Origin of the sequence: Corynebacterium crudilactis (assembly GCF_001643015.1) — a bacterium.
Classification (GTDB): Bacteria; Actinomycetota; Actinomycetes; order Mycobacteriales; family Mycobacteriaceae; genus Corynebacterium; species Corynebacterium crudilactis.
On sequence record NZ_CP015622.1, the window covers coordinates 1,433,467 to 1,459,882 of the forward strand.

Genomic DNA, 26,416 nt, shown 5'->3' on the forward strand with positions numbered 1-26,416 from the left:
TAGGGTGACAAAAGCTAAGACAACAGAGTTTTAGGTAATAGGTGGCATGCTGTTGGGTGTCTGGAATGACATCGCAAACATTACGGTAAGTAGTGTGTGTGGGTTGTTTCTACATCGAATACGATCAGCAAGAAATATGAGATACACAGTGTGTATTGATGTTTGTTGGTGGTGGTGTTGTGTTGTGTGAGAACTGTATAGTGGACGCGAGCATCTTTATTTTTTTGTTTTTTTGTTGTGTAACCGAACGCGCCAATCGCACTGTGTGTGGTTGGTAGTTTTTTGTGTTGTGTGTGTTGTTTTTTAGGGCACACGGTGGATGCCTTGGCATATCAAGCCGATGAAGGACGTGAGAGGCTGCGTTATGCCTCGGGGAGCTGCCAACTAAGCGTTGATCCGAGGATGTCCGAATGGGGAAACCCAGCTGCAGTAATGTGTGGTTACCTGCTGGTGAATATATAGCCAGTGTGGAGGTTTACACGGGGAAGTGAAACATCTCAGTACCCGTAGGAGAAGAAAACAATTGTGATTCCGTTAGTAGTGGCGAGCGAACGTGGATGATGGCTAAAACTTATGTGTGTGATACCCGGCAGGGGTTGCATGTAGGTGGTTGTGGGGCAATGGCGTTAACATTCTGCCGGATGTTGGCATGTGCTGCGTGATTAGTGGAAGTGGTGTGGAAACGCCTACCGGAGTAGGTGAGAGTCCTGTACACGAAGATCATGGTGGTGTGTGTGGTTGTTGATACCCCGAGTAGCAGCGGGCTCGTGGAATCTGCTGTGAATTAGCCGGGACCACCCGGTAAGCCTGAATACTTGATATGACCGATAGCGGATTAGTACCGTGAGGGAATGGTGAAAAGTACCCCGGGAGGGGAGTGAAATAGTACCTGAAACCGTGTGCTAACAAACCGTCAGAGCATCCTTGTGGTGTGATGGCGTGCCTTTTGAAGAATGAGCCTGCGAGTCAGCGGCATGTCGCGAGGTTAACCCGTGTGGGGTAGCCGTAGGGAAACCGAATCCTAACTAGGGTGAATTAGTGGCATGTCTTGGACCCGAAGCGGAGTGATCTACCCATGGCCAGTGTGAAGCAGCTGTAAGAGGTTGTGGAGGCGCGAACCCACTTAGGTTGAAAACTGAGGGGATGAGTTGTGGGTAGGGGTGAAAGGCCAATCAAACTCCGTGATAGCTGGTTCTCCCCGAAATGCATTTAGGTGCAGCGTCGTGTGTTTCTTGCCGGAGGTAGAGCTACTGGATGGTTTAGCGGGACTACAATCTTAGCGACATCAGCCAAACTCCGAATGCCGGTAAGTTAGAGCACGGCAGTGAGACTGCGGGGGATAAGCTTCGTAGTCGAGAGGGAAACAGCCCAGATCGCCGGCTAAGGCCCCTAAGGGTGTGCTAAGTGGAAAAGGAGGTGGGGTCGCGAAGACAGCCAGGAGGTTGGCTTAGAAGCAGCCATCCTTGAAAGAGTGCGTAATAGCTCACTGGTCGAGTGATTCCGCGCCGACAATGTAGTGGGGCTTAAGTACACCGCCGAAGCCGCGGCAATGATCTTTTTGAAGATTGTTGGGTAGGGGAGCGTCGTGCACGCGTTGAAGCAGTCTGGTGACGGGGTGTGGAGTGTGTGCGAGTGAGAATGCAGGCATGAGTAACGATTGATACGTGAGAAACGTATCCGCCGGATGACTAAGGGTTCCTGGGTCAAGTTAATCTTCCCAGGGTGAGTCGGGGCCTAAGGCGAGGCCGACAGGCGTAGTCGATGGATAACGGGTTGATATTCCCGTACCCGAGTATTGGCGACCATGGTGAATCAGTGATACTAACCGCCCATAAGCACCCATAGATGATCTTTGATTGTCGTGGTGTGTGGTTGCGTGGGACCTGATCTGGTAGTAGCTAAGTGATGGGGTGACGCAGTGAGGTAGCTTGGCCACTTATTGGATTGTGGTGTAAGCGTGTGGCACGACTGGTTGGTAAATCCGCCGGTTTTTTGTGTGAGGCGTGATGCGGAGCCCTTCGTGGGTGAAGTGAGTGATCCTGTACTGTCGAGAAAAGCCTCTAGCGATGTTGATATTCGGCCCGTACCCTAAACCGACACAGGTAGTCAGGTAGAGAATACTAAGGCGTTCGGGTGAACTGTGGTTAAGGAACTCGGCAAAATGCCCCCGTAACTTCGGGAGAAGGGGGGCCATGATATGTGAACAACTTTTCGTTGGGAGCGTGTTGTGGTCGCAGAGAATAGAGGGAAGCGACTGTTTACTAAAAACACAGGTCCGTGCGAAGACGTTTAAGTTGATGTATACGGACTGACGCCTGCCCGGTGCTGGAAGGTTAAGAGGACCGGTTAGCCGTAAGGCGAAGCTGAGAATTTAAGCCCCAGTAAACGGCGGTGGTAACTATAACCATCCTAAGGTAGCGAAATTCCTTGTCGGGTAAGTTCCGACCTGCACGAATGGCGTAACGACTTCCCTGCTGTCTCAACCACAGGCCCGGTGAAATTGCAGTACGAGTAAAGATGCTCGTTACGCGCGGCAGGACGAAAAGACCCCGGGACCTTCACTATAGCTTGGTATTGGTGTTTGATTCGGTTTGTGTAGGATAGGTGGGAGACTGTGATCATGTGACGCTAGTTGTGTGTGAGTCGTTGGTGAAATACCACTCTGATCGGATTGAATGTCTAACCTTGGCCCATGATCTGGGTTGGGGACAGTGCCTGGTGGGTAGTTTAACTGGGGCGGTTGCCTCCCAAAATGTAACGGAGGCGCCCAAAGGTTTCCTCAGCTTGGTTGGTAATCAGGTGGTGAGTGTAAGTGCACAAGGGAGCTTGACTGTGAGAGTGACAGCTCGAGCAGGGACGAAAGTCGGGACTAGTGATCCGGCACCAACTTGTGGTTGTGGTGTCGCTCAACGGATAAAAGGTACCCCGGGGATAACAGGCTGATCTTCCCCAAGAGTCCATATCGACGGGATGGTTTGGCACCTCGATGTCGGCTCGTCGCATCCTGGGGCTGGAGTAGGTCCCAAGGGTTGGGCTGTTCGCCCATTAAAGCGGCACGCGAGCTGGGTTTAGAACGTCGTGAGACAGTTCGGTCTCTATCCGCCGCGCGCGTTGAAACTTGAAGGAAGGCTGTCCCTAGTACGAGAGGACCGGGACGGACGTACCTCTGGTGTGCCAGTTGTTCCGCCAGGAGCAGGGCTGGTTGGCTACGTACGGAAGGGATAACCGCTGAAAGCATCTAAGCGGGAAGCCTGTTTCGAGATGAGGTTTCTTTTGAGGTTCCCTAGAGATTATGGGGTTGATAGGCCAGATCTGGAAGCACTGTAAGGTGTGGAGGTGACTGGTACTAATTTACCGATAACAACACCCACAACACGATTAGTGTGTGGTGTAACGCAACGTAACAAAGAGCAAATGAATATAAGCTCGCGTCCATTATGCAGTATCTGACACAACACAACCAACCTTATTGGTTGGTGTTTGGTGTGACACAAGGTGTGTCGGTGGTGATAGTAGCAGGGAAACGCCCGGTCCCATTTCGAACCCGGAAGCTAAGCCTGGTTACGCTGATGGTACTGCACTCGGGAGGGTGTGGGAGAGTAGGTTACCGCCGACCTAAAACTTAAAAGTGAAATAGACAGAAAGAGTGTGAGTCAATTGTAGAGGTATTTAAAGTCCTCCTATTGACTCACACTCTTTTTGTCGTTCTATAATAAAAGTCTTTACACAGTTCTCAACTTCAAGGAACAACATGGCTGAAAACTTCGATCGCACTCGTGATAATGATCGCTCCGGCAACCGTGCACCTCAGGGTGGACGTGGAAACTACCGTCAAAACCGAGATAGTGAATCACGAGATCGCGGTGGCTTCCGCGGCGATCGTCGTGACAACCGCTCAGGCGAATATCGTCAGCGTGACGATAGGCGTGATGATCGTAACAACAGCGAGCGTCGCGGCGGATATCAATCCGAACAGCGAAACTCAGACGACCGTGGTGGCTACCGTGGCGATCGCCGAGATGATCGTAGGGATGACCGCCGTGGTGGCGATCGCCCATACGGTCACAATGATCGCGACGGTCAGTCACGCGATTCACGAGATTCTCGTGGCGGCTACCGTGGCAACGATCGTAATGACCGCCGTGAAGATAACCGTGGTGGCGAGCGTCGTTATGAAAAGCGCGATGACAACCGTCGTGGTGGTGGACAGGGTCGTCCAGGTTCTCGCGATGGTGGCGATCGCCAGCACGCAAACCGCGGTGGCCGTGATCAGCAGCGCGATGCTTTGCACCCACAGCGTGCAGGTTTCCGTGAAGAGCGTTTGAACACTCGACTCAACGAGCCTGATCTTCCAGGCGATATCGATGTCAAGGACTTGGATCCTTTGGTACTTCAGGATCTTCGCGTGCTGTCCAAAGACAATGCGGATGGCGTCGCAAAGCATATGATTATGGCTGCTACTTGGCTGGCCGATGATCCTCAATTGGCACTTCGCCATGCTCGCGCTGCGAAGGATCGCGCAGGACGCGTATCTGTGGTTCGTGAAACCAACGGCATTGTTGCATATCATGCTGGTGAGTGGAAAGAAGCACTCTCCGAATTGCGCGCTGCACGCCGTATGTCTGGCGGACCTGGTCTTATTGCAGTCATGGCTGACTGTGAGCGCGGCTTGGGTCGCCCAGAAAAGGCAATTGAGCTAGCTCGCAATGAGGATTTGAGCTCTTTGGATCAAGAGAACTTGATCGAATTGGCCATCGTTGTTGCTGGCGCTCGCCATGATTTGGGTCAGCATGATTCCGCAGTTGTGGAACTGCAGAAGGTTAACCCAAGCCTGAAGAGCACCGGTTTGACCCATTGCCGTTTGTCTTATGCTTACGCTGATGCACTTGTTTTGGCTGGTCGCAGCGATGAATCACGTGAGTGGTTCCAGCACGCAGCCGATCTGGATGAGGATGGTTTCCTCGATGCAGCCGAGCGTATCGCACAGCTAGATAAGGGTAACAACTAGACTAGTACTCTATGAGTGTAATAACGGAGTATGACAGCCTTCTTCTCGATTTAGATGGCACCGTCTATGAAGGCGGGCGAGCCCTTGACCATGTAATTTCCGCAATTAATGGTTCGGGCTTGCCCGTCATGTATGTCACCAATAATGCCTCGCGTGCTCCGGAGGTGGTGGCGACACAACTCCGTGACATCGGTCTAGAATCAGCCCAAGCTAGTGATGTCATGACATCTGCACAGGCTGCGTGCCAAATGGCAGCCGAAAAAATTCCTGTAGGCTCAAAAGTGTATGTTTTGGGCACTGATTCTTTCAGGGATTTAGCTCACGTTGCGGGGTTTGAGGTTGTTGCATCAGCTGATGATCATCCCGTAGCCGTGTTGCACGGACATAATCAAGAAACTGGTTGGGCTCAATTGAGCGAAGCAGTGTTGTCTATCAATGCTGGTGCTCAGTACTTTGCCTCTAATTTAGATTCCACGTTGCCGATGGAACGCGGTCGACATATCGGTAACGGTTCCATGGTGGCAGCAGTTGTGCACGCCACGGGGGTGAGTCCGTTATCTGCAGGAAAACCAGGCCCAGCTATGTTCCATGCAGCTGCTAAAACACTCAAATCCACTCGACCTTTGGCCGTTGGTGACCGCTTGGACACAGATATCGCTGGTGGCAATGCCGCTGGCATGGATACTTTTCAAGTGCTGACAGGCGTGAGCGGCTATTACGATTTAGTGTTCGCAATACCTGAAGAACGCCCGACCTACGTGGCAACATCTTTGCAAGATTTTTACAGCGATGCAGCCAGCCTAAGACCTGGTGTTCAAGGCGGTTTTACAGCGCTTATCGACGGCAGCACCCTTGTCATATCTGGAGGCGCGTCCACTGCAACTCCGGTTGAAGCTTTGCGAACCGCACTGGCTGTAGCGTGGTCTTCCACACAGACAGTGACTGATGTTCGTGCTGATTCTCCGGCAGCAGCCACCGCGCTACAGAGCTGGTGGTAATCCGATATGGACCCTGTAAAACCACATGATCCGCGGGCAACTTCTGCTGATCCAGAAGAAGTTGTGGCACAGGTCAATGAAGTACTTGGCCGGACAGCTGAGTCTTTAAAAGAGGAAGCATTAAATCTTGAGCAAGCCCACGGGATCCTCAACGAAGCTTTATCTTAGAAAAAATCATTATTCGTACACATGAAAGAAGAACACCTCCAGATGGTTGCACGCAGAAGACTGGATGCAGAACTTGTTCGTCGAAAGATCGCACGATCAAGGGAACACGCGGTTGACATGATCCGTGGCCGCCGTGTCTTTGTCGCGGGAATGCTTGCTCTCAAGCCTGCGACAGTGGTGGAACCAGAGGTTTCAATTCGTGTTGAGGAAGACGCAAGCGAAGGTTGGGCATCGCGTGGTGCCCATAAACTCATTGGTGCTTTGGAAGCTTTTGAGCCTTTGGGTCTTGATGTGAAAAACCGCCGCGTTTTAGATGCCGGCGCTTCGACAGGCGGATTTACGGACGTTTTGCTCCGTCGAGAAGCATCTGAAGTTGTGGCCGTGGACGTGGGATACGGCCAGCTTATTTGGCGCCTGCAAAATGACGATCGGGTTCGGGTCGTAGATCGCACCAATATTCGTTATATGACGCTTGAAGATACCGGCGGAACGTGCGACATGATGGTGGGCGATCTTTCCTTCATCTCTTTAAAACTCACGCTTCCAGCTATTGCACAAGTACTCAGCGATGGCGCCGATCTATTGCCTATGGTCAAACCACAATTTGAAGTAGGAAAAGAACGCTTAGGCAGCGGTGGTGTCGTACGCTCACCAGAGCTGCGTGCTGAAGTAACTGCAGATGTCGCAAAATTTGCGGCCACATTGGGGCTTAGCCTCAAACAAGTTGTGGCTTCTCCACTACCTGGGCCTTCCGGCAACGTAGAATACTTCCTATGGCTGGTCAAAGATGGTGGCGCAACGATGCCAGATGACGAGCAGCTTTCGGCAATGATCAGCACGGCTGTGAAGGAAGGTCCGCAATAATGTCTGTATCTTCGTCCAGGGACACTGAGGTTCAACGACGTGTCTTATTAGTTCCGCACACTGGACGTTCCTCGAATATTGAGTCCGCTATCTTGGCAGCAACACTGCTTGATGATGCGGGCATCGATGTGCGAGTGTTGATTAATGATGCAGATGATCCCATTGCAGAGCATCCAGTTCTAGGGCGTTTTACTCATGTGAGGCATGCCGCAGATGCCGCTGAGGGAGTAGAACTGGTTCTTGTCCTGGGCGGAGATGGTACCTTTTTGCGTGCTGCAGACATGGCTCATGCGGTGGACCTCCCTGTCCTTGGCATCAACCTGGGACATGTGGGTTTCTTGGCGGAGTGGGAGTCTGATTCACTGGAAGAAGCACTCAAACGTGTGATCGATCGTGATTACCGAGTGGAAGACCGCATGACCTTGGATGTGGTTGTTTTTGATGGTGGTGCAGAAGAAATCGGTCGCGGGTGGGCATTGAATGAAGTGAGTATTGAAAACCTCAATCGTCGAGGTGTTTTGGATGCCACTTTAGAAGTAGATGCGCGCCCTGTGGCATCCTTCGGCTGTGATGGAGTACTGATCTCTACGCCAACTGGATCGACTGCTTATGCGTTTTCTGCGGGCGGTCCGGTGCTGTGGCCAGAGTTGGATGCCATCTTGGTGGTGCCCAACAATGCCCACGCGCTTTTTACAAAACCACTGGTTGTGAGCCCAAAATCAGCAGTGGCCGTGGAATCTAATTCTGATACTTCAGCTGCAATGGCTGTGATGGACGGTTTCAGGCCGATTCCCATGCCTCCAGGATCTCGAGTGGAAGTAACTAGGGGAGAGCGCCCAGTGCGCTGGGTTCGCTTGGATTCCTCTCCATTTACCGACCGTCTTGTCAGCAAATTGCGGCTTCCGGTAACAGGGTGGCGTGGTCCGCACAAGCCCTTCGATGGAGAAGATCCCAGCTCAGCTCGGTAAATCGAAAATCATTCGAACAATTTTCTTTACTTAGAAAAAACGTTCGCATGGTATCGCGGGTTTGTTGTACACTTTGAGGCATGCTCGCAGACATCGCTATTGAGAACCTCGGAGTGATCCCAGCCGCCTCAGCTGAGTTTAGCTCGGGTTTAACAGTGCTCACCGGTGAGACCGGAGCTGGAAAGACCATGGTAGTTACTGGTTTACGGCTTCTTTCCGGTGGCCGCGCTGATGCATCTCGTGTTCGTACCGGATCTCCGCAGGCTGTCGTAGAAGGTCGCTTTGTTACTACTGGTGTACCAATTGACATTGTCGAACGTGCAACCGGAATCGTATCGAATGCTGGTGGTGCTGCAGATGAAAACGGAGAGTTTTTAGCGGTCCGATCCGTCGGCGCAAATGGTCGTTCCAAAGCTCATTTGGGTGGCCGTTCTGTTCCTGCAGCTACATTGTCAGAGTTCTCAGATGAGCTGCTCACCATTCATGGTCAAAATGATCAGCTTCGGTTGCTTTCCCCAGAACGCCAGCTAGAGGCCTTGGATCGCTTTGATACTCAGCTGGTGGAGCTGCGCACTGCTTATGGCGCTAAGTATCTGACGTGGAAAACCCTTGACCGGGATCTGCAAAAACGTCTTTCAAATAGGCGAGAGCTTGCTCAAGAAGTCGATCGTCTGCAATTTGCTATCAATGAAATCGAAGAGGTCGCACCGGAACCCGGCGAAGATAAAGGATTAGTTGAACAGATTCGTCGGTTGCAGGATGTCGATACGCTAAGAGAACAGGCTGCTTCGGCGCTTGCTGCTATTGATGGGGCTGGCGCGTTGAGTGACGCTATGGGCGGTGCATCAGGATTTGATGAGGAACAAGAATCAGCTTCTGATCAACTTGGCCAGGCGGAATCAGCATTGACAGGAAGTGAGGATGCACAGCTGAAAGATATTGCTTCCCAGCTGTCTGAGATCACGAGCCAATTGAGCCAAGTATCCATGGAATTAGGCGGATTCCTATCAGATTTACCTGCGGATCCGCAAGCACTCGATGACATGCTCACGAGACAACAGCAATTAAAGTTGCTTACGCGTAAGTACGCAGCAGATATTGATGGTGTTATTGAGTGGCAAAAGAAAGCCCAAATCCGTCTCGATAGCATCGATATCTCTTCAGAGGCCGTCGACAAGCTTAAAGAGGATGTGAAAAAAGCGCACTCATCCATGATGCGCGCCGCCAAGAAGTTATCCACGCTTCGCTGCAAAGCTGCCACTAAATTGGGCAAGACCGTGACAGAGGAACTTCAAGGTCTTGCTATGCAAAAGGCACGCTTTGAGGTAGCTATGGCAGTATCTGAGGCAAGCCAGACAGGCATTGATCAAGTGGAATTCCAATTAGCCGCAAATGCTTCGGCGCAGGCTCGGCCTTTGGCTTCATCAGCTTCAGGTGGTGAGCTCTCTCGCGTCATGTTGGCGTTGGAAGTTATTCTCGCAGCAGGAACCACTGGAACAACTCTTGTTTTCGACGAAGTAGACGCCGGTGTGGGTGGACGTGCAGCAGTAGAAATCGGCCGACGTTTGGCGCGTCTTGCGAATAACAATCAGGTTATTGTTGTCACCCACCTTCCCCAGGTGGCTGCCTATGCAGATACACATTTGCATGTCGCAAAAAATGTGGGGGAATCTTCTGTTACCTCCGGCGTGGAATCGTTGACCTTTGATCGTCGGGTTGAAGAACTCTCACGCATGTTGGCAGGACTTGATAACACTGACACTGGTCGTGCTCATGCCACGGAACTGCTTGAAAGGGCACAACGGGAAAAGCAAGATATTGAGGAGATACCTGTGGAACAGGTATTAGTAGGCAGTGTATAGAAGCTTTATTGAAATTTTTTAGGCGCGCCTCCACCAATGGTTGAGACTTTGGTTCCACAATGGGCTGCATGAGTCTGTTCAACCGCAAAGCCGACCTGCCCGGCCTGCATGGTGCAACCCGAATCTGCACCGCGCAGGGCAAAGGGCTAAAGCGACTGTCCGAAGGCGATCTAGCCATCATTGATGCGCCAGATTTATCCAGAACCTTCGCCCAACGATTGCTCGCAGCCAAACCAGCTGCAGTTCTTAATGTTTCACGGTTCACCACGGGATCTGTGCCTAATTTTGGTCCTCAGCTGCTTATCGACGCCGACATCATGCTTGTTGAAGGCTTTGGGCACGAACTCCTCGACAACACCAAAGACAGCAAAAAAGGTCGACTCACGGAAGACGGGCAGCTCTTCTACGGAGAACGCCTTATCGCCAACGGCACTGTGTTTAGTGGCGCTGCGGCTGAACATGCCTTTGCAGATGCTCAGCAGTCCCTCCTTGACCGCATGGAAGCTTATTTCGGCAATACCATCCAGTTCATTCATTCTGAGGCTCCGTTACTCATTGATGGACTGGGGATTCCTGAGACAGGCAAATCCATCGAAGGACGTAAAGTTCTGGTTGTCTCTCCGGGCGATAACCATCGCACCAGGATCAAAGAACTGCGTAATTTTATCCGTGAGTACGATCCAGTACTCATCGGTGTAGATGGTGCAGCGGACACGTTGGTGGAATTAGGCTACAAACCAGCTCTTATCGTGGGTAATCCCACGGGTATTGGCGCAGATGCTTTGCGCAGTGGTGCCAGCGTTATTTTGCCTGCTGATCCAGATGGACATGCGGTTGGACTCGAGCGCATTCAAGATCTCGGTATTGGCGCAATGACATTTCCTTCGTCGGTGAACTCTGCTACAGACTTGGCATTGTTGTTGGTGGATTATCACAACCCACAGATGATCGTGAATGTTGGCGGTCCGGTTACTTTGGACGGCATTTTTGAAAACCGCGAGGATTCAGATCCCGCAGCGCTGCTGACGCGCGCCAAGGTAGGCACCAAGCTTGTCGACGGCTCCGTCATCGCCGCGCTCTACAATATGCGCAACACAAGCAGTCTTGGTTGGCTTTGGGCACTGTTGGCAGTCTTGGTTGTGTTGGCAGTTATCATTGTGATTGCCGGAACTGCTGGCGCTGGCTCCTTTACTGACAACCTCATTGACACCTGGAATAGCTTCGCGCTGACTGTCCAGGGTTGGTTTAAATAGGAAGGCAACATGGCTAAACGACGTGGAAAAGGTGCAGCAGTCATTGCTGCTCTTGGCTTTGGAGCAGCCGCAGGCATTGCTTTCGGAACATATGTGCTTGCGCCTAACCTTCCTGAAAATGTAGACCCCAATGCACCAACATCGGCAGATCTTGCCAAGGCTGAAACCCTAGCTGAAGTAAACGCGGTGCAAGCTGATCAAGCCGATAGCATTATTGACCATATAGTTAATGATGTGGTGGCAGGTACATTAGCTGATCGTCCAGTGCTCTTGATGCGCACTGCGGATGCAGAACAATCTGATGTTGATGATGTCGCTTGGCTTCTTCAGCAAGCTGGCACAGTAAACGCTGGAACCATCACGTTGGAAAAGTCATTCTTTGCCCAAGATGGTGCTGATCAGCTGAAATCAATTGTGGCAAATACCTTGCCGGCAGGGGCTCAGCTATCCGAAACCCAATTGGACCCAGGCACTCATGCTGGAGAAGCCTTAGGCGCTGCGCTGCTCTTAAATCCTGAGAATGGTGAACCTCTAGCTAGCACCGGAGAGCGCAGTCTGCTGCTCAATGTCCTGCGCGACAATGGCTATATCAGCTATGAAGATGGCACGATTTTGCCTGGTCAAGTCATCGTCTTGATCACCGGGGATAGTGATGGCTCAGGGGATGCTGCTTTTGCTGCTGAAACTCAGTCGCTATTTGCACGAGCTTTGGATGCTCAGGGCTCAGGAGTTGTGGTGGCAGGTCGCATTCATACTGCGGCAGATACTGGAGTCATTGGCAGACTAAGGGCTAATCCTGATGCAGCTGGAAATGTCTCAACCGTAGATTCCCTTGATCGTACGTGGGGCAAGATGGCAACGGTGTTGTCTGTGCGTGAAGAGCTGGCCAATAGGGCAGGTGCCTATGGTGCTGCTGCCTCTGCAGATGCAGCAAGTCCGTCACTTGATGGATTTACGGCGGCACCAGCACAGTAGTTTTCAGAAGATAAAAACGGAGTTTCTACCCTTAGGAGCTCCGTTTTATTTTCCCCAAAAACATAACCTGTTGATCTATAGATAGATTCCCTGAAAAGCGTGCCTGAACTGGGGTTATTCATTCTTTTATAAGCTGTGTTATGCTAGGGTTCCGTAGGTTTGAAAAGTCGGAAACTTCTCCGAGCTTTCCCTGCGGTTTTTGTTTCCCGCAATCCCAATCCAGGGCATTTTGGATAAACAAAACATTGCAGAGAATGCATTTCGGTGGGGACCGTGGCCACGTGCCGGCAATTTGAGCACACCGTTCGTTTAAGTTTTCCGCACCGCCTAGTTTTTAGCTAGGTTCAATCAGGAAGGTCGTCTTCAGACATTATGACCTCAACACGAAAAGTTCATTCCACCAAACACATCTTCGTGACCGGTGGCGTTGTTTCTTCCCTTGGTAAAGGGCTGACAGCTGCAAGCCTTGGACAGCTGCTCATTGCACGTGGCCTCTCAGTAACCATGCAAAAATTGGATCCATATCTCAACGTTGATCCTGGCACCATGAACCCTTTTGAACACGGCGAAGTCTTTGTTACCGAAGATGGTGCAGAAACCGATTTGGACCTGGGACATTACGAGCGTTTTCTTGATCGAAACCTCGGTCTCAACGCCAATGTCACCACCGGAAAGGTGTACTCCACGGTGATCGCCAAGGAGCGCAGGGGAGAGTACCTGGGCAAAACAGTGCAGGTTATTCCACATATCACCGATGAGATCAAAGCTCGTATTCTCAGCATGGGTAATCCAGATGCTGAAGGAAATGCACCAGATGTCGTTATTTCTGAAATTGGTGGCACCGTCGGAGATATTGAGTCCCAGCCGTTTCTCGAGGCAGCGCGTCAAGTTCGCCATGAAATTGGCCGTGATAACTGCTTTTTCATTCACTGCTCCTTGGTGCCATATCTTGCTACCTCAGGGGAACTGAAGACAAAGCCCACACAGCATTCTGTTGCAGAATTGCGCGGTATTGGAATTTTGCCAGATGCATTGGTGCTTCGCTGCGATCGAGATGTTCCACAAGGGCTTAAAGATAAGATCGCCATGATGTGCGATGTAGATCATGAAGGGGTCGTATCCTGCCCGGATTCTAATTCGATCTATAACATTCCAGATGTGCTTTACCGTGAGCATCTTGATACGTTCATCATTCGACGATTGGGTTTGCCATTCCGGGATGTTGATTGGAGCACGTGGCGTGATCTGCTAGATCGCGTGAATAACCCACGCCATGAGATCACCGTGGGCATTGTGGGTAAATACATTGATCTCCCAGATGCGTACCTCTCAGTTGTAGAAGCAGTCCGTGCCGCAGGTTATGCCACTTGGACTCGCACCAATATCAAGTGGATTACCTCTGATGATTGTGAATCTCCTGCAGGTGCAGCTAAGGCACTTTCTGGTGTGGATGCAATTGTGGTGCCTGGCGGTTTTGGCATCCGAGGTATTGAGGGAAAAATCGGAGCCATTGGCTTTGCTCGTGAGCAGAAGATCCCGCTGCTTGGCTTGTGCCTTGGTTTGCAGTGCACTGTCATTGAAGCAGCGCGCCAAGCTGGACTGGAGCAAGCATCGTCTACAGAGTTTGATCCCTTGGCTAGCCAGCCTGTTATTGCCACCATGGAAGAGCAAAAGGCTGTTATTTCTGGTGAAGCAGATTTGGGTGGAACTATGCGCCTTGGCGCGTACCCCGCAACGCTGGAAGAAGGTTCTGTGGTGGCTTCGTTGTATGGCACTACTGAGGTTTCTGAGCGCCACCGTCACCGCTATGAAGTAAATAATGCTTATCGCACACAGATTGCTGAAGGTTCTGAGTTGGTCTTTTCTGGAACTTCTCCAGATGGGCAGTTGGTGGAATTTGTGGAATATCCACAAGATGTGCACCCATTTTTGGTGGCTACGCAGGCGCATCCAGAGTATAAATCCCGGCCAACCAATGCTCATCCACTGTTTTATGGTCTTGTTAAAACTGCTGTGGAATTGCGTGTCCACCCCTAGATCTACAATGTGATCATGGTTTCAAACACACATAGTCCAGGTTCCCATGAGTTTAAGGTTTTATCTACTGAGCTCCTTCTTGAGTCCCCAATTCTAGGTGTGCGCAGAGACACCGTGGTCATGCCAGGAGGGTCTGCTGCGCGGCGTGAAATCGTTGAGCATTTTGGTGCTGTTGCAGTTGTCGCCTTTGATGGAGAAAATATTGCGATGGTCAAGCAATATCGTCGTAGTGTTGGTGATCATTTGTGGGAGCTTCCTGCGGGATTATTGGATATCGCAGATGAAGATGAACTCACCGGGGCGCAGCGTGAGCTGATGGAAGAAGCTGGGCTGGAAGCTCGTGAATGGTCGGTGCTGACTGATCTGATTACCTCTCCGGGGTTTTGTGATGAAGCGGTTCGGGTGTTCCTTGCCCAGGGACTTACTGAGGTTGCCCGTCCGGAGGTAACCGGCGATGAAGAAGCAGACATGCTTAATCAATGGATTCCATTAGCTGATGCGGTGGGCATGGTTTTTAGCGGTGAGTTGGTTAATTCCATTGCTCTTGCTGGGGTATTGGCAGCAGACGCCGTGCTTGCAGGTCGTGCGCAGGCGCGGCCAGTCAGCTCACCTTTTAGGTACCGTCCAACGGCGTTATCGGAGCGTCGAAAAGCGCGTGGCGTCGTGCCTGATATGAAGAAACTATGAAGGTTCGTGCATTTGCAAAGATTTGGCTGACGCATTTGGCGGTGGAACGCGGGCTGTCGGTAAATACGCTGAGTAATTACCGCCGCGATATTGAGCGTTACTGCGATTGGCTGGAAGCTGCAGGAATTGAGCGCATTTCTGATATTTCTACATCGCATGTGGAAAATTACGTGAAGGATTTGCGCCGAGGAACCGATACTAATCAAGCGCTCTCGGCGTCCTCCTCCGGGCGCGCGCTTATTGTGGCGCGCGGCTTGCACAAATTTGCGCTGATAGAGGGCGAGGTTGCAGCGGACGTTGCGGCTGAAGTTTCTCCACCTGCCATCGGCCGACATTTGCCGGACACGCTGAGCATCAATGAGGTAGCACTGCTTATCGACGCCATCCCTGAAGGTGATATTGCCACCGCTGTAGATATTCGTGACCGTGCGCTTATGGAATTACTCTACGGAACTGGTGCACGTATTTCTGAAGTGATTGGTTTGGCAGTAGATGATGTCTCTGAACTTCCGGAAGTGTTGCGCATTACAGGTAAAGGCTCCAAACAAAGGATTGTCCCGTTTGGGTCGATGGCACAAAAAGCGGTTCAAGAATATTTGGTGCGCGCGCGACCTTCCCTAAGTAAAGGAAAAAGCCATGCACTTTTTCTGAACCAACGTGGGGGAGCACTGTCAAGACAATCGGCATGGGCGGTGTTGAAAAAAGCTGTAGAACGCGCAGGTTTGGAAAAAGATATTTCCCCCCATACGTTGCGCCATAGTTTTGCTACCCATCTGTTGGAAGGCGGTGCGGATGTCCGAGTAGTCCAGGAATTGCTAGGACATTCTTCCGTAACCACGACTCAGATTTATACGCATATCACTGCAGAAAGCTTGCGGGAAGTATGGCGGGAAGCTCATCCTCGGCACTAGTAGCGTGAGCGTGCTGATATTCGCATATAGGTTATGTGCTTAAAATCTTCTACCACTTTATCAAGCCTAAAAGATTGACTAATTGGTAGGAATCCAGGAATTACGGCGTGTAAGACGACAGGATGTCCAAGACATCTATATCCTGAATGTATTGTGGTCGCTGAGACTAAATGACAGTCTGATAATTTCAGGGCTGTCAGTCAGGGTTATGAAGGCGAAAAGTTCTTTATCCCCCAATTCGCGCTGAAAATTGTTAAATGACTACAATAAGAAGCCCTAGTCAAGGAAGAAGGTTTGACTGTGAGTAATGAGGGGAAGAAAGATTCTTCCAAAGCAGAGGTCGGGCTCACTGGTCGACCCCTGCGCGAGTTGCCTGAGCTACCTCTATTAGACAAACACGGCCCAGCAACGATCATTGCCATGGCGAATCAAAAGGGTGGAGTTGGTAAAACAACGTCCACGATTAACCTTGGTGCGTGTCTTGCAGAGGTCGGGCGTAAAGTCCTGCTCGTTGACTTAGACCCGCAGGGAGCCCTGACCGCAGGTTTGGGCATTCATTACGATGATGTGGACACCACGATTTATGACCTCATGGTGGATAATAATTCCACCATCGATCAGGCCATTCACCACACTCGTGTGGCTAATCTAGATCTTGTTCCTGCAAACATTGACTTATCCGCTGCGGAAATTCAGCTAGTTAATGAAGTGGGTCGTGAGCAAACTCTGGCTCGTGCCTTGCGCCCCGTAATGAAGGATTATGACTTCATTATTCTTGACTGCCAACCTTCATTGGGATTGCTAACCGTGAACGCACTGGCTTGCGCCCATGGCGTCATTATTCCTATGGAGTGTGAATACTTCTCACTACGTGGCCTAGCACTGCTCAATGATACTGTGGAAAAAGTCGCAGACCGGTTGAACTTTGATCTGGAAATTCTCGGCATTTTGGTCACCATGTTTGACCGTCGTACCTCGCATGCGCGTGAAGTGATGTCTCGTGTGTTGGAAGTTTTCGATGAACAAGTCTTTGACACGGTGATTACGCGGACCGTTCGTTTCCCGGAAACGTCAGTAGCCGGCGAACCAATTATTACCTGGGCGCCTAATTCTCAAGGTGCGGAACAATACCGTTATTTAGCTCGTGAAGTGATCCACCGCGCCCAAAAATAAGACTGAGCGAGTGTACTTCTTTGTGCTGGCCTTTAGCTGAAGCGCGCAGACGCATCAGCTAAAGTCTGGGAAATATCATGACAAAAGTTATCGAGTTGAACCCACAAGATCCAGAAGCTACCGAGGCGGAACTCAATGTGAAAGACATTGAGAACGCCACTGTTGTTGATTCTGGAAACGTGGCAACAGAAACTTTTCTAAGCAGCGTGCCGGTCACTCAGGTCGGGCCGATCGGTCCGGAGCCTGTGGCTGGCTCAGAAGATACGGCTCCGGCAACAGGGTTTCAGGTACAGCTAGATAATTTTGAAGGTCCCTTTGACCTGCTTTTGCAATTGATCACCAAGAAAAAGCTTGATGTCACTGAAGTTTCTTTAGCGCAGGTAACTGATGAATTCATTTCCTATGCCAGAGCGCTGGGTGAGACTAGTGATCTCGATGAAACCACAGAGTTTTTGGTGGTGGCTGCGACCTTATTAGATCTCAAAACTGCGCGCTTGCTCCCACGTGGCGATGTCGATAACGAAGAAGACTTAGAGCTTCTGGAAATTAAAGATCTCTTATTTGCGCGACTGCTCCAGTATCGCGCCTATAAGCAGGTCGCTGAGCTATTTGCGCAGTGGCAGCGGGAGGCTCGTAGACGTTATCCACGTGCGGTTTCGTTGGAAGCTCAATTTGCCGATCTTTTACCTCCGGTTGCTTTGGGAAAATCCTTGACTGGTTTTAGTGAGCTTGCTGCGGTGGTATTCCGGCCAAAACCGCCGGAGACAGTACAAACAGATCACATTCATCAGGCTACGGTGTCTGTTCCGGAGCAGGCTGAAAGAATTCTTAATACTTTGAAGCTTGCTGGCATTGATCATTTTTTAAGTTTTCAGCTTCTCACCCGTGATTGCACGGCGTCTATGGAAGTGATTGGCCGGTTTCTTGCCTTGCTCGAATTATATAAAGCTCGTGCAGTGGAAGCCGTGCAAGAAGAACCCTTGGGGGAGCTGAAGGTCGCGTGGACAGGCATGGATGTAGATCCAGCTGTGGTAGCTGTAAATAAATGGAAATAGTGGGCTTAATATTTTGCAAGCAAACATTGCCGAAATGGTGGTTGTCACTTAAGCTGCAGGAGCCAGTTTGCTGAAATGGTGGCAAGAGGTCAGGAAGCCTCTTGTTGCTTATAAAAAGCTCCCATGGAACCTGCCTTGGAGAGGGAAGGGTTCCATGGGAGCTTTTTATATATAGCTATAGGTAGTGTTTATGGACGGTTTTTCAGCATTTCTAGAATGTCATCGCTGAGTGGGCGATCTGAGTAGATCCTCACGCTTGGCTCATTGGGATCATCTTCAGTGCCAACGCGTCGGCCTTCCCATACGGGAGTCATACCCAGTTTTTCCAGGATATGCGAGGATGCTGGGTGGTTGGTGGTTACTCGTGCGGTGAGCGGGAGGTTGTCGTCGATACGCTTGGTGGCAAGCGTTGCGGCGTTGGAGATTTCCGTAGCGTAGCCATTTCCCCAGAGATCTGGGCGTAAGCGGTATTTAAGGTCCCACACTTTGCCATCGACGAGTTCAACTCCGCCAACGCCAACAAATTCAGAAGGGCGATCTCGGAGGTAAACGCCCCAGGGGCCCAAGTCTTTCTTTCCCCAACTTTCATTGGTGCGCTTGATGATGTCACGGGTATCGCGCACGTTGGTGTGACGCGCCTGTGGACGGTGTTCCCAGATTCGGTTATCGGAATAAATCTGGTGTGCCTCGTCTTCGAGCTCTACGGTGAGCGGTACAAGGATGAGTCGGTCGGTGCGTGTAATCGTAGCCATGAGAAAATGTTAGATCATGAGACGTCTTATGTGTGATGGTTCTCACCAATGATATGAATTTGTGATGTAACTCGTAATTTCTTCTCAGCTTGTGCAATGGCTAATGAATTAGAGTGCACAGGTTTACCCTCAATAGAGGGGGTTAGAGTTTTGCTTTCTGGCCTTTTCTGAATTTAATCCTGTGAACTGAACGGAACTTGTCCCATTTGGGTGGTGTTAAGCATTAAGATGGCCGGTTATGACTTCTCTTAAAGTGACCTCGCCAGCTGACTCTTCCCATAGTGATAACGCCTACTTTCCTCACGGTCCCGTAGTCTCCGTCGATTGGTTATCGCGCAATTTAGACCGCGATGACGTGGTTGTACTGTGTGCATCGATGGGAGATGCGGAAAAAGCACGTGATTCCGGTATTCCAGGTGCATTTCTCGCAGATCTGGAGGGAGACTTTTCTGATTCCACCTCTGAGTTGCCGCACACTGCACCACAGAATTTAGTGGGTTTGCTAGAAAGCTACGGCATTAGCACTGAGACCACTGTGGTTGTTTATGATCGGCAGGGGCTTATGGTTGCACCTCGCGTGTGGTGGCTTCTTCGGGTTGCTGGGCTTGAAAACATTGGTGTTGTAGATGGAGGGCTTCCGGCATGGAGCGCGCAGGATCTTCCAACCGAGCCGCTGTCCCTACCTGTCGGTGGTGGACGCATTAATGCGGAGCCACAGCCAGAGCTATTAGTAGGCTCTGAGGGGGTAGAACGAGCAATTGCGCGATCCAGCAAAGCTGTGGTGGATGCGCGAAGTGCAAGCCGTTTCTCAGGCGTTGATGAAGAACCTCGTCCAGGTCTAAGGAAGGGCTCTATCCCCGGTAGTGTCAATATCCCATTTACTGATATTGCAGATAAGCAAGGTTTCGTGAAGCCAGCTGCGGAACTTAAAGAGCTGATTGCAAAGCGCACTCACGATGCGAAGTCATTGGTTTTTAGCTGCGGCTCTGGTGTAACTGCTTGCGTAGATGCATATGCTGCCGTTATTGCAGGGTATGACGATGTAGTTGTTTATGAGGGCTCATGGGCAGAATGGGGCAATCCGGCTAATCAGAAGCCAATTGCTTAGGCCGCTAAGATAGCCCTTTATGAATGATTTTGATCCAGCACTAATTTCTTCGATGAGCCTTATCCCACAGACGCGGTCTCGGATGGAATCAATTTTATTAGTGGTGGATACCCCGGTTTCAGCGCGCACGCTAGCCGGGGTTTTGGGGTTAGAGGTTGCCTCGACTGAAGCTCTGTTGCAAGAAATGTCTTTCGAGCTCACCGAGCGTGGAAGCGGAATTGATCTGCGAGAAACCGCTGAAGGATGGCGTTATTACACTCGCCCGGAAAATGCGGATATCGTGGAGCAATTTTTGCTTGATGGCAACCAGACCAGATTATCGCGTGCTGCTTTGGAAACTCTTGCCGTGGTGGCTTATCGGCAGCCGGTATCAAGATCACAAATCTCGGCAGTGCGTGGCGTGAATGTCGATGGCGTGATGCGTACTTTGCAGCTTCGAGGCCTTGTCAAAGAGGTCGACGTAGAAGAGGAAACAGGTGCGCACAGATACGCAACGACAGAATTGCTACTGGAGCTTTTAGGAATTGATTCTTTGGATAAACTGCCTGATCTGGCACCACTTTTGCCAGATGTAGATTCCATTGATGAGGACTTCTAACTAGTTGCTATCTCAGCCAACTATTAAAATCCCCCAAAATAGGCTAGAATTCACGGGATTCAATTTCATACGCTTTTTCTAAGATTAAGGACACTAACGTGACCCCACCCGCTCGCCGAGATGGCACACCGGATAAGAAGCAGAGCAATCGCTCTGGCGGCTACCGGTCTTCTGTTCGTGGCTACAAGCCAGGATCATCCCGCCCCAACACACGCCAGCAGCCACAGAAGAAGGATGAGATCCTTCTCTCCAACGCAAAGCCTGCTAAGAAGCAAAACGTAAGCTCCACTGACGATTGGTCAATGGGCTTCCTCGATAACAACGACTCCAAGGGCATACGCCTGCAAAAGGTGCTTGCCCAAGCTGGTGTGGCATCTCGTCGTCACGCAGAAGTTCTGATCGATAACGGCCGCGTTGAAGTCAACGATCGCATCGTGACCACTCAGGGCATGCGCGTTGATCCAAACAAGGACGTCATCCGTGTTGATGGCGTACGTATCCACATCAATGAGGATCTTGAGTACTTCGTGCTCAACAAGCCACGTGGCATGCATTCCACCATGAGCGATGAGATGGGTCGTTCTTGCGTCGGCGATTTGGTCAGTGAAAAGACTGCAGCAGGTCAGCGTCTTTTCCACGTGGGCCGCCTCGACGCCGACACTGAAGGTCTGCTGTTGTTGACCAACGATGGTGAGCTGGCAAACCGTCTCATGCACCCGAAGTACGAGGTTTCTAAGACTTACTTGGCAACTGTTCGTGGTGAAGCGTCCAACAAGCTCATCAGCGCATTGCGCGAAGGTGTTGTCCTGGAAGATGGTCCTGCAAAGGCTGACTTTGCACAGATCATCGACGTTTTCCAGGGTAAGTCTTTGCTGCGCGTGGAGATTCACGAAGGTCGCAAGCACATTGTTCGTCGTCTGTTCGATGAGCTTGAGTTCCCAGTTGAGCGCCTTGTGCGCACCAAGCTGCACACCGTACAGCTGGGCGATCAAAAGCCTGGCTCACTTCGTGCCCTGAACAACTCCGAGCTGTCCAGCTTGTACAAGGCGGTTCAACTGTGACGGAACTTTCCAATATGCCTGCCGGTGGCCTCATTGTGGCCATCGACGGGCCGTCCGGAACTGGAAAATCCACCACCTCACGCGCACTCGCTACCCGTCTCTCGGCCAAGTACCTCGATACTGGTGCGATGTACCGCGTCGCAACGCTTCATGTCCTCAACCAAGGCATTGATCCAGCTGATACAGCTGCGGTTATTGCTGCGACCGCCGTTTTGCCGTTGACCATCTCTGATGATCCGGCATCGACGGAAGTACTGCTTGCAGGCGTAGACGTGCAAAAAGAAATTCGCGGCGCGGAAGTTACGCACAATGTTTCTGCTGTTTCTGCGATTGCAGAAGTCCGCGAAAACCTCGTGGCTTTGCAACGCGCACTTGCCGACAAGGCGCATCGCTGTGTCGTCGAAGGACGCGATATCGGTACCACCGTGCTTGTCGACGCGCCGATCAAGGCGTTTCTCACCGCCTCAGCGGAAGTCCGCGCCCGCAGGCGCTTTGACCAGGACCAAGCTGCTGGACGCGACGCTGATTTTGACGCAGTACTGGCGGATGTTATTCGCCGAGATGAACTTGATTCCACCCGTGTGGCATCACCGCTGAAACCAGCAGATGATGCACATATCGTGGATACCTCTGAAATGACCATGGATGAAGTACTCAACCACCTCATCCAACTAGTGGAAGCCTCCGCTGAAAGGAGCAACCAGTGACTAATAAACACAATATGCCTGGTGAAGAGGACGACACCGTATTCGTCTACCACACCCACAAGGGTGAAATGGACGTCGAAGGTGCCTTCGCCGATGAAGAAGAACTCGCACCTCATGGCGGCTGGGCTTCCGCGGACTTCGATCCTGCAGAATTCGGATTCGATGATTCCCATGAAGAAGAACTCGCCCCTGAAGACTTCGACGAGTCTGAATTCTCCAACCCTGATTTCGGTGAGGATTACTCCGAAGAAGACTGGGAAGAAATCGAGACTGCTTTCGGTTTCAACCCAGGCCACATTGAAGAAGCACTGTGCACCGTAGCAATCGTGGGTCGTCCAAACGTGGGCAAATCCACCTTGGTGAACCGCTTCATCGGACGTCGAGAAGCCGTCGTTGAGGATTTCCCAGGTGTTACCCGTGACCGTATCTCCTACATCTCTGACTGGGGCGGACAGCGTTTCTGGGTACAGGACACTGGTGGCTGGGACCCTAACGTAAAGGGCATCCACGCATCCATTGCACAGCAAGCTGAAGTTGCGATGGAGACCTCAGATGTCATCGTCTTCGTTGTTGACACCAAGGTCGGCATCACTGAGACTGACTCCGTCATGGCTGCTAAGCTGCTGCGTTCTTCAGTTCCAGTGATTCTGGTTGCTAACAAGTTCGACTCCGATAGCCAGTGGGCTGATATGGCTGATTTCTACAGCCTCGGCCTGGGCGATCCATATCCAGTATCCGCACAGCACGGCCGTGGCGGTGCTGATGTGCTGGATAAGATCTTGGAGCTTTTCCCAGCTGAACCTCGCGCAAAGTCCATCGTTGAAGGACCTCGTCGTGTGGCTCTTGTGGGTAAGCCAAACGTGGGCAAGTCTTCTTTGCTCAACAAATTTGCTGGTGAAACCCGCTCCGTCGTGGACAATGTCGCCGGCACCACCGTTGACCCTGTTGACTCCATGATTGAACTGGATGAAAATACGTGGAAGTTTGTTGACACCGCAGGTCTGCGTAAAAAGGTCAAAACTGCATCTGGACACGAGTACTACGCGTCACTACGTACCCGCGGTGCCATTGACTCTGCAGAGATCTGTGTTTTCCTGATCGACTCCTCCGAGCCAATCACTGAACAAGACCAGCGCGTGCTGGCCATGATCATTGACGCCGGAAAAGCCTTGGTCGTTGCTTTCAACAAGTGGGATCTCATGGATGAGGATCGTCGCATCGATCTTGACCGTGAACTGGATCTTCAGTTGGCACACATCCCTTGGGCAAAGCGCATCAACATTTCCGCCAAGACTGGTCGAGCATTGCAGCGCCTTGAGCCAGCTATGTTGGAAGCTCTACACAGCTGGGATCGTCGTATCTCTACTGGTCAGCTCAACACCTGGCTTCGTGAAGCTATTGCAGCGAACCCACCACCAATGCGTGGCGGACGTTTACCTCGCGTGCTGTTCGCTACACAGGCATCCACTCAGCCACCAGTGATCGTGCTGTTCACCACCGGCTTCCTTGAAGCTGGCTACCGACGCTACCTGGAGCGCAAGTTCCGTGAGCGCTTCGGTTTCGAAGGCACCCCAGTACGTATTGCTATCCGTGTCCGCGAGCGTCGCGGCAAGGGCGGCAAGAAGTAAAAGGCTGTTTTTAGCTTAAAGAAGAGCACTCACCAGATTTGCCGGTGAGTGCTCTTCTTTATTTATAGAGGTGTTTTCGGTGCTCATAATAGGGGAGAGGGATTTCAGTGAAAATAGGAAATTTTATTTTTCCACACCATGCGAGACTGTTTGATGATTTAAGCAAAGCTTGCGCTGTGAACTATGGGGTCTTTGATCCTAGGTAGAGTTGTGCGTCAATACTGCAGGCGGAAACTGGACTGCTGCAACGATATTCGATAAAAATCTGTAATTTTATAAGGGGCTGCTATGGAAAATCACTCTAAACGTGCTGCCAGGAAAAATTATCTTGCTCAATTATTCCTTGCACTTTTTCTGGCGTCTTTAGTCGTAGGTTGGATGTTTGCTCTTGGCACTCCTGATCTGGGCGCTACAGCTGTTTCAATTTTTGTCGGTATTAGTTTCTTAGTAGCTGCACTTGCTTGCATCCTGACATCGAAAGCTCATGTCTGGATTTTGGCGCTGCTAGGTAGCGCGGGAATCGTGCTTCTTTTAACAGGAATCTATATGAGCGTCATGCAACCAGAAGGAATTTTAACGGCGTATTTAATACCGCTTGGTTGGGGGCTTTTACTAGGAGAAACCGCTATAGCAATAGAACGTTATTGGCGCCGACGCCATGCTTGATCGTTTTATAGCACGGACCTGATCCCTGTTAGGTGATGCTCCTATGTTGGGTCAAGCGCTTTTAAGGAATTCTTCGTAGGTTAACTTCAACTCTGATAGTCGACGTTTGCCGGTTTCAATATCACTAATTCTTGCTGGAGCGCATCCAAGTTTCCTAGCGACTTGAGTTTGTGAAAGACCTTTTTTCGAGCGCAGAGCTCTGAACTCATCACTACGCAATCCACTGGATTGTTTCACAGGTCGCCCTAGACACAGGACTTGGTAGATTTCTCGGACGATCGCGCGTTTTAAGCACCGCATGATTTCTTTCTTCGACAACCCTTCCCTGGTTCGACGTTGAACATAGTCCCTGGTGCGTTCATCGTGACACATCCTGACCAGAACAATACGATGCAATGCTGCGTTAGCGTGCCGGTCGCCACCTCTATTTAGTCGATGTCTGTTCGTCCGTCCGGAACTCGCCAGAATAGGTGCAACTCCCCACAGATGCGCCAACGCAGCCTGTGAGCGGATCCGTTTCGGATTTTCTCCCACGCTCACGATCAATTCTGCAGCGTTAATGGCCCTACAGCCAAAAATCTGTGTCATCTCGGGATTGATTACCTCGACCAGATCGGTGATCTTGTTATCGAGTTCATCGCATTGCGCCCGCAGCGTGTTGTAGGTGGTGGCCAAGGTCTTCAAACTGGTCAAGGTGCCATTAATTGGATCGCTGAGATCTGAGGACGGGCGACACCTGGATAAGGTTGCGATCAAGGTCGGGGTCGTCATTGCTGTGTAGCGTTGTCGAACGTTGACGGGCGCCGTGATCAGCAAAGACTTGATGAGAGTTACTAATTTCGCAGCTGTGGCGACCAGTTGATTACGGGTGATCTGCAACATGCGCAGTGACTCCACCGGCCCTGTGGTGTCCTTTGGGATGCTCAGTGCTTGACCGGTGAGCACCTGGCGGGCGGCAGCGAGTGCGTCGACGGGATCTGATTTACCATCCCTGCGTCGAAGTGCGCGGGTCGGACGAAGTACCTCGAAAACTTCGTATCCATGGTCAATGAGATGTCTTGTTATGGCAGCCCCATAGGAATTTGTACCTTCTACCCCGACAACTGTGACGTGGTGAGCGGTGAGGAAGTCGGTGAGCTGGTGGTACCCATTGCTGGTGGTGGGAAAGGTCTCGGTGGCCAGATGTTTTCCGGTTTCGGTCACGATGGCCACAGTATGAGTATCAGTGTGCGTGTCAATGCCGGCTACGAGGCCAGCAAGTTCAAGGGTCGGTGCGGGCATGATATTCACGGGCTTCCTGACGAAGGCGTATAGGATGTCCGAAATCCTGCAAGCTTCAAGCAGACAAGACGCTGATGAGACCATTACCATGACACCTTGTCGAGGAGTCATGATGAAATGGTCACGCTCCTATGAGGTCATGACTGAAACTTAAGGATCGCGGTACGGGATCAGATCCAGTCCAAAAGACAGATCACATGCAAGGCACACAGCGTGGCCAGTCTACCAATGGGTCATTTCGGATGGTTCCGATCCCGTAGTCCCATTATCAGCGTCTACCAAACAGGGATCAGGTCCAATATAGGTCAATGCAGACAGGGTAGTGAGTGTTTTGCCACCACCCATGTTGAGGAAGGTACCGGAATAGGGGCGGTCAATAACAAATTGACGGACGACTTTTTGAAAAGGTTCGAGGGTGTTTTCAATGACCTCATCCCAGGGCTCAGAATTGGTGTCTGCACTGAGCTCAGGTGTCGTGGTGGGTTGGGTTGTCGTGGACATAGCAGTGGTCTCCTATGCTGGAAAAAGGGAAATAATACATATATGTATATTTTAAAAGAAGCGAAAAAGAACCCCTCCGGGGCGTGTGGCCGAGGAGGGGTTCGATGTGTCGTTTTAAGTTAGGCGCAGCCCTTGCTGGGCTGCCGGTTAATAAG

22 protein-coding genes and 2 rRNA genes are annotated in these 26,416 nt (G+C 51.2%); 21 read left to right on the forward strand and 3 right to left on the reverse strand.

Annotated features, from left to right (window positions below):
• Nucleotides 1-292 precede the first annotated feature (292 nt).
• The 15 genes from ccrud_RS06755 to ccrud_RS06820 all read left to right on the forward strand — a co-directional run bounded on the left by ccrud_RS06755 (nt 293) and on the right by ccrud_RS06820 (nt 17,959).
• Nucleotides 293-3,370, forward strand: a 23S ribosomal RNA gene (locus tag ccrud_RS06755).
• A gap of 129 nt (nt 3,371-3,499) precedes the next feature.
• Nucleotides 3,500-3,616 (forward strand): 5S ribosomal RNA (rrf, locus tag ccrud_RS06760).
• A 135-nt stretch (nt 3,617-3,751) separates the two neighbouring features.
• On the forward strand, nt 3,752-5,008 hold the full coding sequence (locus ccrud_RS06765; RefSeq protein ID WP_066565489.1) for a hypothetical protein: 1,257 nt from the start codon (nt 3,752-3,754) through the stop codon (nt 5,006-5,008).
• An 11-nt stretch (nt 5,009-5,019) separates the two neighbouring features.
• Nucleotides 5,020-6,006, forward strand: coding sequence for an HAD hydrolase-like protein (locus ccrud_RS06770; protein ID WP_066565491.1), 987 nt, complete (start codon nt 5,020-5,022; stop codon nt 6,004-6,006).
• 6 nt (nt 6,007-6,012) lie between these two features.
• Nucleotides 6,013-6,174 (forward strand): hypothetical protein, encoded by a 162-nt coding sequence (locus ccrud_RS15515; protein ID WP_074025450.1) that lies wholly within the window; start codon nt 6,013-6,015, stop codon nt 6,172-6,174.
• A 42-nt stretch (nt 6,175-6,216) separates the two neighbouring features.
• Nucleotides 6,217-7,038 (forward strand): TlyA family RNA methyltransferase, encoded by an 822-nt coding sequence (locus ccrud_RS06775; RefSeq protein ID WP_066565493.1) that lies wholly within the window; start codon nt 6,217-6,219, stop codon nt 7,036-7,038.
• The gene (locus tag ccrud_RS06780; RefSeq protein ID WP_066565495.1) at nt 7,038-8,006 is read left to right on the forward strand and encodes an NAD kinase; all 969 of its coding nucleotides are present in this window, start codon (nt 7,038-7,040) and stop codon (nt 8,004-8,006) included. Before ccrud_RS06775 ends, ccrud_RS06780 begins: the two co-directional genes overlap by 1 nt.
• An 80-nt stretch (nt 8,007-8,086) precedes the next feature.
• Entirely contained in the window at nt 8,087-9,868 is a 1,782-nt protein-coding gene (gene recN, locus ccrud_RS06785) for a DNA repair protein RecN (RefSeq protein ID WP_066565496.1), read from the forward strand.
• 59 nt (nt 9,869-9,927) lie between these two features.
• Nucleotides 9,928-11,121, forward strand: coding sequence for a putative cytokinetic ring protein SteA (gene steA, locus ccrud_RS06790; RefSeq protein ID WP_066565497.1), 1,194 nt, complete (start codon nt 9,928-9,930; stop codon nt 11,119-11,121).
• Nucleotides 11,122-11,130: 9 nt separating this feature from the next.
• Nucleotides 11,131-12,096: a copper transporter gene (locus ccrud_RS06795; protein ID WP_066565499.1), complete on the forward strand. Its 966-nt coding sequence runs from the start codon at nt 11,131-11,133 to the stop codon at nt 12,094-12,096.
• Between the two features lie 372 nt (nt 12,097-12,468).
• Nucleotides 12,469-14,133, forward strand: coding sequence for a CTP synthase (locus tag ccrud_RS06800; protein WP_066565501.1), 1,665 nt, complete (start codon nt 12,469-12,471; stop codon nt 14,131-14,133).
• Between the two features lie 15 nt (nt 14,134-14,148).
• Entirely contained in the window at nt 14,149-14,820 is a 672-nt protein-coding gene (locus ccrud_RS06805) for an NUDIX domain-containing protein (RefSeq protein ID WP_066569638.1), read from the forward strand.
• A complete protein-coding gene (xerD, locus tag ccrud_RS06810) occupies nt 14,817-15,731 on the forward strand; it encodes a site-specific tyrosine recombinase XerD (RefSeq protein ID WP_066565503.1) in 915 nt (304 codons plus the stop codon). Before ccrud_RS06805 ends, xerD begins: the two co-directional genes overlap by 4 nt.
• Nucleotides 15,732-16,031: 300 nt before the next feature.
• Nucleotides 16,032-16,904 (forward strand): ParA family protein, encoded by an 873-nt coding sequence (locus ccrud_RS06815; RefSeq protein ID WP_066565508.1) that lies wholly within the window; start codon nt 16,032-16,034, stop codon nt 16,902-16,904.
• A 206-nt stretch (nt 16,905-17,110) separates the two neighbouring features.
• A complete protein-coding gene (locus ccrud_RS06820; RefSeq protein ID WP_425394214.1) occupies nt 17,111-17,959 on the forward strand; it encodes a segregation and condensation protein A in 849 nt (282 codons plus the stop codon).
• 188 nt (nt 17,960-18,147) lie between these two features.
• Here ccrud_RS06820 and ccrud_RS06825 read toward each other — a convergent pair whose 3' ends face one another.
• On the reverse strand, nt 18,148-18,711 hold the full coding sequence (locus ccrud_RS06825) for a GNAT family N-acetyltransferase (RefSeq protein ID WP_066565511.1): 564 nt from the start codon (nt 18,709-18,711) through the stop codon (nt 18,148-18,150).
• Between the two features lie 238 nt (nt 18,712-18,949).
• Here ccrud_RS06825 and ccrud_RS06830 point away from each other — a divergent pair, with 238 nt between their 5' ends.
• From ccrud_RS06830 to ccrud_RS06855, 6 genes are all read left to right on the forward strand, one after another.
• On the forward strand, nt 18,950-19,819 hold the full coding sequence (locus tag ccrud_RS06830) for a sulfurtransferase (RefSeq protein ID WP_066565513.1): 870 nt from the start codon (nt 18,950-18,952) through the stop codon (nt 19,817-19,819).
• Between the two features lie 19 nt (nt 19,820-19,838).
• A complete protein-coding gene (scpB, locus tag ccrud_RS06835) occupies nt 19,839-20,417 on the forward strand; it encodes an SMC-Scp complex subunit ScpB (protein ID WP_066565515.1) in 579 nt (192 codons plus the stop codon).
• Between the two features lie 98 nt (nt 20,418-20,515).
• On the forward strand, nt 20,516-21,478 hold the full coding sequence (locus ccrud_RS06840; RefSeq protein ID WP_066565517.1) for a pseudouridine synthase: 963 nt from the start codon (nt 20,516-20,518) through the stop codon (nt 21,476-21,478).
• Nucleotides 21,475-22,185: a (d)CMP kinase gene (gene cmk, locus ccrud_RS06845; RefSeq protein WP_066565519.1), complete on the forward strand. Its 711-nt coding sequence runs from the start codon at nt 21,475-21,477 to the stop codon at nt 22,183-22,185. Before ccrud_RS06840 ends, cmk begins: the two co-directional genes overlap by 4 nt.
• A complete protein-coding gene (gene der / locus ccrud_RS06850; RefSeq protein ID WP_066565521.1) occupies nt 22,182-23,813 on the forward strand; it encodes a ribosome biogenesis GTPase Der in 1,632 nt (543 codons plus the stop codon). Before cmk ends, der begins: the two co-directional genes overlap by 4 nt.
• 288 nt (nt 23,814-24,101) lie before the next feature.
• Nucleotides 24,102-24,479, forward strand: coding sequence for a hypothetical protein (locus ccrud_RS06855; protein ID WP_066565523.1), 378 nt, complete (start codon nt 24,102-24,104; stop codon nt 24,477-24,479).
• Nucleotides 24,480-24,530: 51 nt separating this feature from the next.
• On the opposite strand, the gene ccrud_RS06860 is transcribed toward ccrud_RS06855, so the two are convergent.
• Nucleotides 24,531-25,760 (reverse strand): IS110 family RNA-guided transposase, encoded by a 1,230-nt coding sequence (locus tag ccrud_RS06860; RefSeq protein WP_066569644.1) that lies wholly within the window; start codon nt 25,758-25,760, stop codon nt 24,531-24,533.
• 222 nt (nt 25,761-25,982) lie between these two features.
• On the reverse strand, nt 25,983-26,261 hold the full coding sequence (locus tag ccrud_RS06865) for a hypothetical protein (protein WP_066565525.1): 279 nt from the start codon (nt 26,259-26,261) through the stop codon (nt 25,983-25,985).
• Nucleotides 26,262-26,416 lie beyond the last annotated feature (155 nt).